This window comes from Stutzerimonas stutzeri, assembly GCF_000935215.1.
Taxonomy (GTDB): domain Bacteria; phylum Pseudomonadota; class Gammaproteobacteria; order Pseudomonadales; family Pseudomonadaceae; genus Stutzerimonas.
The window spans coordinates 1-7506 of record NZ_JXXD01000164.1; the positions used below are offsets into that span (position 1 = coordinate 1).

5 protein-coding genes and 1 pseudogene are annotated in these 7506 nt (G+C 66.5%); 1 reads left to right on the forward strand and 5 read right to left on the reverse strand.

What is annotated here, in order from left to right; translation table 11 throughout:
* The 5 genes from LO50_RS16775 to malE form a co-directional block, all read right to left on the reverse strand.
* Window positions 1-187: maltose acetyltransferase domain-containing protein (locus LO50_RS16775; protein WP_044315704.1), on the reverse strand; the 187-nt coding region annotated here is incomplete at its 3' end.
* A gap of 88 nt (window positions 188-275) precedes the next feature.
* The gene (gene malT / locus LO50_RS16780) at window positions 276-3029 is read right to left on the reverse strand and encodes an HTH-type transcriptional regulator MalT (RefSeq protein ID WP_044315705.1); all 2754 of its coding nucleotides are present in this window, start codon (window positions 3027-3029) and stop codon (window positions 276-278) included.
* 93 nt (window positions 3030-3122) lie between these two features.
* Window positions 3123-4013, reverse strand: a complete 891-nt coding sequence (gene malG, locus LO50_RS16785) for a maltose ABC transporter permease MalG (RefSeq protein ID WP_003283570.1) — start codon at window positions 4011-4013, stop codon at window positions 3123-3125.
* Window positions 4014-4023: 10 nt separating this feature from the next.
* Window positions 4024-5589 (reverse strand): maltose ABC transporter permease MalF, encoded by a 1566-nt coding sequence (gene malF, locus LO50_RS16790; RefSeq protein WP_173425600.1) that lies wholly within the window; start codon window positions 5587-5589, stop codon window positions 4024-4026.
* A gap of 67 nt (window positions 5590-5656) precedes the next feature.
* Complete coding sequence (gene malE / locus LO50_RS16795) at window positions 5657-6844, reverse strand: maltose/maltodextrin ABC transporter substrate-binding protein MalE (RefSeq protein ID WP_044315707.1); 1188 nt, start codon at window positions 6842-6844, stop codon at window positions 5657-5659.
* Window positions 6845-7095: 251 nt separating this feature from the next.
* Between malE and LO50_RS16800 the strand changes: the two are divergent.
* Window positions 7096-7506 (forward strand): annotated as a pseudogene (locus tag LO50_RS16800) (alpha-amylase); the annotation flags it as partial.

The window sequence follows — 7506 nt, forward strand, 5'->3', positions numbered from 1 at the left end:
CCGCGCCGGCACCGACCGCGGCCAGCCTCTCGGCCAGCAGCGCCCGACGCTCGTCCGGCGAGGCCGCCAGCGCTGCGTTGTAGCGCACCATCCAGGCCTTGGCCGCGGCCTGATCGGCGAGAATCTCCGGGTCACCGGGGTAGTACAGCTCGCCGGCCAGCATCTTCTGTTTTTCGCTCATCGTCATCGTGGTGCCTCCATCAGCAAAGCTTCGTAGGTGCCACAGCCGGGCGCCGCTCTCCTTCTCCCCGGCGTCCGCTCGCGAGCGCTGCCGGCTACTCGCCCTGAATCTTGCTCAGCAGGTCGCGCGCCAGCTGCACCGCTTCGCTGCGGTGGGTGATGTTGAGCTTCTGGTAGAGGCTGCGGATGTGCGTCTTGATGGTGGTCGGCGCGACATTCAGGTGATCGGCGATCTGCTCGTTGGACTGCCCGGCGTGGATCAGGCTCAGCACCTGCCATTCGCGCCGGGTCAGCGGCGAACGGCGGATCAGCTCGGGCACGTCGGGGCGGTTGATGATGTCCTGGATCACCGCCTCGTCCAGCGTGATGCGAATGGCGCGGCTGAAATCGCGCTGCTGCTGCGCCAGCTGGATCAAGCGCGCGGCGCGCTGGGCCTCGGCTTCATCGAGGGTGCGCTCGTGCAGCAGGCACTTGAGCATGCCGATGATCGGCTTGCCGACGCGCAGGAAGCTGCCGATGGCGCCGCTGCCGCTGGCCAGGGTCATGGCCCGCTGCAGGTGATCCAGCGCCTGCTGGCGCTCCTCGCGCAACCAGTGCAGCTGCGCCAGGAGGATGTGGTTGCGGTTGCGATCCATCTCCAGACCGTGGCGCTCGGCGTCGGTCAGCAGCTGGCGCAGGATCGGCAGGGCACGCTCCAGCTGCCCCAGCGCCAGGTGGGCACGGGCGTGGTTGCGCGCATTGAGCTGGGCGAAGTGGTTGGCGCCGCCGCCCACCGGCGGGGCGCTGAGCAGCCACTGGCGGATCGCCTCGCGATCCTGGCTGGAGTCCCAGTAGGCGAGCATGATCGCGTGGGCATTGGCCAGCCAGTCGATGTGGTAGCGGTCGTCGGCGAGCATCGTCTGCAGCTGAGCGATGTAGTCGGCGCAGGCGTGTTGCTGGCCGCGGGCGTAGGCGACGCCGGCCAGCAGCGCGTAGCTCTGCAGGCGCCAGCGTGGGTCGTCCAGTTCGTCGAGTATCTGGATACCCTGCAGCGCGCACTGCTCGGCGGCGTCCAGCTGGTGCCATTCCAGCAGCACCTGGCCGCGCACCCGGTAGATGAACTCGACGATGGGCGTGGCTTGCAGGTTCTGCTGCTCGATGTACTGGATGGCGCGCTCCTGCAGGGTATAGGCCTTCTGCAGATGCCCTTGGGCGATGGCGATTTCCGACAGCTGGCCGAGGCTCCAGACCACCAGGTGCGAGGCATTGATCTCCCGCGCGCGGCGCTCGGCTTCCTCGTACTGTTTCTGCGCCTGCGGCAGTTCGCCCTGAACGAAATGCGCCTCGGCCAGGCCCGACATCGCCGCCACCCGTGAGGTGCGCATGATCAGCGGCTCGCGGGTCAGCGCCTCCTGGGCCAGGGCGACGGCGCGCTGCTCGTCGCCCTGGTTCATCGCGACCTGGGCGCGGACGGCATTGAATTCGCAGACGATGCGCGCCCAGTCCTGCTCGGAGCAGCTGCGCTGCAGCGCCAGCTCGCCGGCCTTGAACCAGCGCTCGACGTGATCGAACTGATAGGAGTTCTGCGACACCCAGGCCTGCAGCAGGGTGAGCAGCGGCGAGCCGGCGATCACCGCTTCCGGCAGGGTTTCCAGGCACTGTTGCAGCAACCCGAGACGACCCTGGCGATAGAACGCCCGCCCGTGGCGCTGCAGGATCTCGTCGACCTGCTGCGGGTCGCCGGCCTGTACGGCATGGCGCGCGGCTTCCTCGGGCATGTTCTCGGCCAGCAGCGCGGAGGCCGCACGCAGGTGCAACTGGTTGACCCGCTGCGGCTGGTGGGTGCGCAGCTCGCCCTGGAGGAACACGGCGAACAGCGGGTGATAGCTGTACCAGCGGCGCAGGCTGTCCAGCGGCTGGATGAACAGGCCGCCACGCTCGAGCCGTTCGAGCATCTCGCGGCCGTGACAGGCCTCGGTCAGACGATCGGCCAGGGCGGCGTCGAAGCGGTCGAGCAGGCAGGTCGCCTCGAGAAAACCGCGTAGGTCCTCGGGCAGCCCCTCGATCACCTGTTCGCGCATGTAGTCGCGGATGTCCGGGTGGCCGAGCTGCAGGTTCTCCAGGAACAGGTCCATGCCACGGCTGGTCTGCACTTCCTGCAAGGCCAGCTGCAGCGCGCAGGGCCAGCCACCGATGCGGCGGTTGAGACGCTCGACCTGCTCGCGATTGATGCTGACCGGCACGCCCAGCTCCAGCAGCGCCTGCACTTCGTCATCCTCGAAGGCCAGCTGGCGCGCGTCGAGCAGCAGCAGCTGATGCTTGACCCGCAGCTCGGCGACACCCAGTTCGGGCAGGCGCCGGCTGCATACCAGCAGGGTCATCCAGCTCGGCATATGGCGCAGGAAGAAGCGCAGGCCGGCGATCAACTCGGCGTCGTGCAGCACCTCGAACTCGTCGAGCACGATCAGGATCGCTTCGTGCTCGCCCGGCAGTTCGGCCAGTAGCTGAGTGAACAACGCATCCAGTGACACCCGGCCCTGCTCGGCCAGCGCCACTGCCACTGCCAGCGGACAGCCGGCGTCCAGCTGGCGGTCCAGGGCCTGGGTCAGGTAGCGACCGAACTGCAGCCCCAGGTTGTCGCTGGCATGCAGCTGAAACCAGGCGATACGTCCATCGAAGGCTCGCGCCCACTGCGCCGCCAGGGTGGTCTTGCCGAAACCGCTGGCGGCGTGCAGCACCGCCAGGCGCACCTGCGGCAGGCGCTGCTGCCACTCGTCCAGGCGCGGCCGTTCGAGCAGGCCCGGCGGCAGCATGGGGATCGCCAGCTTGGTGGGGATCAATGGCAGTAGAGGTGGCATCGCGGCATTCATGGACGGTTCCCTGTTCTTGTTCTTGTCATGGCCTGGCGCACCGGTTCGCACCGCTCCCGCTCCCCGGTCTTGCGCCTCGTTCAACTCAGGTGGTCAGCCCTTCACCCCGCCGGCGGTGAGGCCACCGACGATCCACTTCTGGCAGTAGAGGAACACGGCGGTGATGGGCAGGCCGGAGAGTACCGCGGCGGCGGCGAAGTCGCCCCACAGGTAATTCTGCGGATAGAGGTACTGCTGCGCGCCGACCGAGAGGGTGAGCTTGTCGACGTCCATCAGCAGCACCGAGGCGATGGGGTATTCGGTGACGCTGGTGATGAAGGCGAGGATGAACACCACCGCCAGGATCGGCACGCTCATCGGCAGCAGAATATGGAAGAACGCCTGCCAGGTGGTCGCCCCATCGACGATGGCAGCCTCCTCCAGCGAGGCGTCGATGCTCTCGAAGTAGCCCTTGATGGTCCAGATGTGCAGCGCCATGCCGCCCAGCGAGGCGACGATCACCGCGCCGTGGCTGTTCACCCCGAGCCAGCTGACGTGCTGGCCGAGCTGGTCGAACAGCGCGTAGATGGCCACCAGCGAGAGCACCGGCGGGAACATCTGGAAGATCAGCATGCCTTTGAGGATCGGCGCCTTGCCGCCGAAGCGCATGCGCGCGAAGGCGTAGGCACTGGTGGTCGAGAGGAGCAGGATCAGCGCCGAACTGACCAGGGCGATCTTCACCGAGTTCCACAGCCATAGCAGCACCGGGAACGGCGGATTCGTCACGCTGCCGTCCTCGTGGGTGTAAGGAATGCCGAGGGCCAGCGACCAGTGCTCCAGCGTCGGGTTCTCGGGAAACAGGCTGCCGGTGGCGAAGTTGCCTTCGCGAAAGGAGATCGACACCACCATCAGCAGCGGGAAGAGGATTGCCGCGACGAAGGCCAGCAGCGCCGCGTGGGTCGCCCAGAGCCGGTAACGCGCGGATTTCGGTTGCACCATGGCCATGACCGTCTCCTTATACCTTCACTTTCGAGAGTTTGAGATTCAGCAGCGCCATGGCACCGACGAGGATGAAGATCATCGTGGCGATGGCCGCAGCCAGGGCGAAGTCCTGCCCGGAATCCTGGAAGGCGATGCGGTAGGTGTAGCTGACCAGCAGGTCCGTGGTGCCGGCCGGCGTGGTCGCGCCGATGATGTCCGGGCCGCCACGGGTCAGCAGGGTGATCAGCACGAAGTTGTTGAAGTTGAAGGCGAAGCAGGCGATCAACAGCGGCATCAGCGGCTTGATCAGCTGCGGCAGGGTAATGCGCAGCAGGTTGTCCAGCGGACTGGCGCCATCGATGGCCGAGGCCTCGTACTGATCCCGCGGGATAGCCTGCAAGAGGCCCATGCACAGCAGCAGCATGTAGGGGTAGCCGAGCCAGGTATTGACGATGAGGATCATCGTGCGTGCCAGGGTCGGGTCGCTGAACCAGTCCGGGCGGATGCCGAACAGCCCCTCGAGCAGCAGGTTGATCTCGCCGAAGTTCTGGTTGAACAGGCCGCGGAACACCAGGATGGAAATGAACCCCGGCACCGCGTACGGCAGGATCAGCATCAGCCGGTAGAAGGCCTTGCCGCGCACCAGCTCCCATTGCAGCAGGCTGGCCAACACCAGCCCCACGGCGAGCGTGAAGACCACGGTGAGCCCGGCGAAGGCGAACGTCCAGGCGAAGATCTGCACGAAGGGTTCACGGATGCTCGGCTCGCTCAGCACCCGGGTGAAGTTGGCGAAGCCGGCGAACACGGTGAAGCCCGGCGGCACCGCCTTGCCCGTCTCGTCGACATAGAAGCCGCGCTCCATGTCGGCGGTCAGGCGTGCACCGCTGCGGGTATCGACCAGCACGCCGGGGCCATCCTGACGATAGACGGGTTCGACGGCGGCGACTTCACGCAATCCGTACAGCCGCAGCAGGCTGCCGTCCGGCCCCTGCATGACCCATTGTTCCAGCGCCTTGCGCCGCTGAATCACCTCGCGCAGCGGCAGCGCCTCGCCCAGCCCTTCGACGTCCTCGGCCGGCTGCAGCGTCAGCGGTGCTTCCGCATCCGGTTCGCCGGTCAGCGGCGAGCTGACGAACACGCCCTGCTCGCCCTTGTCCACCCGCAGCCGCTCGCCATCGGGGCTCGGGTGCAGGGTGAAGCGAAAACGCTCGCCGGCCAAGTAGGTCTGGCTCAGGTGGTACTGCTCCACCTGGGCCAGGCTCAGCAGGTTGCTGCCGCTGTAGTTGGTAAAGCCGATGCCCACCGTGTACAGCAGCGGGAAGATGACGAACACCAACATTCCCGCCACCGATGGAAAGATGTAGCGCTGCGCGTACATCCGCCGGTTGGTGAACAGGTAGCTGGCGATTCCGGTCACCACCAGCCCGAGCAGGGCGAAGGCCATCTGCCCCTGCACGTAGAGCGCGACCACCAGGTACAGCGCAAAGGCATTGAAGGTCAGCCACGCCAGCCAGCGCAGGCCGTTGGTCAGGGAGCGGGGCAAGCCCCGGGAGGTCGTACGGGTCATGGCTGGGCTGGGCAACTCGGCACGGGCATTCACGGGAGCGGAACCTTTGAGAACGGAGCATAGTCCGCCGGCGCGCCCGAGGCGGCGGCCAGCGACGGGTTCAACGGGTGATGCGCTTGGCGGCATCGTCCAGGGCAGCGTCGACGTCCTGCCGGCCGGAGGTGATGTTGGTCAGCGCGGCGGCCATGGAAGACCAGAACGCGCCCATCTCCGGCACATTGGGCATCGGCTCGCCCATCTGCGCGTTCTCGAACGTCGCCTTGATGTGCGGATTGCTGGACAGCTCTTCCATGTAGGCGGTGTTGGCGACCGCACCCAGCGGCACGTCGGCGTTCACCGTCTTCAGGCCGTCGACCTCGAGCAGGTAGTTCTCGAGAAACTCCACGGCCAGGTCCTTGTTCGGGCTGGCGGCGTTGAGCAGCGCGGCGGCGACGCCGACGAAGGGCTTGCCCGGTTCGCCATCGATGGCGGGAATCGGTGCCACGCCGAAATCGATGCCGCTCTTCTCGATGTTCGACCAGGCCCAGGGACCGCTGATCATCATCGCTGAGTCACCCTTGTTGAAAGCCGCCTCGGCCACGCTGTAATCGGCGCCCTTGGGCATCACGTCCTTGTCGATCAGCTCGCGCAGCACCTTGGCTCCGGCCTTGGCGCCGGCGTTGTTGACCCCGGTGGACTTGACGTCGTAACCACCGTCGGTCTGCTCGAACACGTAGCCGCCCTTGGCCGAAAGCAGCGGCCAGGTGAAGTAGGTGTTGTTGTAGTCCCAGAGGATGGCGCGCTTGCCCTGCGGGGCGAGCTTCTCGTTCAGCGCCAGGACGTCGTCGAAGCTCTTCGGCGGGGTGTCGACCAGGGCCTTGTTGTAGATCAGGCCGATGGTTTCCACCGAGATCGGATAGCCCCACAGCTTGTTGTCGTAGGTCACCGCCTGCCAGGAGAAGTCGGCGATGCCGGACTTGGTCTCGGCGCTGGGGGTGACGGGGGTGAGCAGGCCGCTCTTGGCCCATTCGCCGATGCGGTCATGGGCCCAGATGAAGATGTCCGGGCCGTTGCCGGTGGCCGCCGCCTGCTGGAACTTGTCGGTGGCACTGTCCGGGTGGGCCACTTCCACCGGAATACCGGTCTCGGCGGTGAACCGCTTGCCAACCTCTGCCAGGCCCTTGTAGCCCTTGTCGCCGTTGATCCAGACGACCAGCTTGCCTTCTTCGATCGCTGCCAGCGCCGGCAGCGGCAGGCTGAAGGTGGCCGCCAGGCCGACAGTGGCGATACACCAGAATTTCTTGTTCATGCTTCGCTTTCCTCGTGGCTTCTTATTAGTTGTTCCACCTGCTGCCGGCCTGAGGCTCTGACAGTCGTTCCATCCTCGGCGCGTCCCGTGCCATCTACATCCTCCCCTTTCAGGAGGCGGAGGGCGTAGATGTGGGGCGTAGGCAGTGGCCCGCAAGCGCACAAAATACGCCATCAGCCTAGCGCTTACGCCTATACCTGGCAGCCAACGCGCAGTCAAATGTGGCGAAAAAGCATAATGGAGCCACTTCGATGCGTGCCCACCGCCTACCCGCCCTGTCGCTGCTGCTCGGACTCACCCTAGCGCTGCCCGTACTGGCCGATCCCGAGCTGGCTGCCCGGCTGGACGGCCAGCCGCTGCCGCTGAACTGGAATGCCCTGGCCAGCGACCGCTACGACATCGAGCTCAGCCTCGCGCCCGGCCAGCTGCAGTTGCGCATGCCACAGGCCAGCGGCGAGGCCGTGGAGCTTGCGCCCTTTCGCCGTCAGCCGCTTGGCACAGACAGCATTTACCGCTACGAAGTGCCTGAAGCCGGACGCTATCGGCTGATCGTCGAGACCGGCGCCGCGCCGGCCCTGCGCCTGCTGCCGATCAAGGCCGCCGAGCCGGAGGCAGCCACCGCGGTCTGCAAGCCGTGGGAGGGTGGCGCGGTGGAGCTGGCG

Bases quoted from the DNA above. Each gene is read 5' to 3' on its own strand.
- malE (WP_044315707.1), bottom strand. From the start codon at position 6,844: ATGAACAAGAAATTCTGGTGTATCGCCACTGTCGGCCTGGCGGCCACC.
- malG (WP_003283570.1), bottom strand. From the start codon at position 4,013: ATGGCCATGGTGCAACCGAAATCCGCGCGTTACCGGCTCTGGGCGACC.
- malT (WP_044315705.1), bottom strand. From the start codon at position 3,029: ATGAATGCCGCGATGCCACCTCTACTGCCATTGATCCCCACCAAGCTG.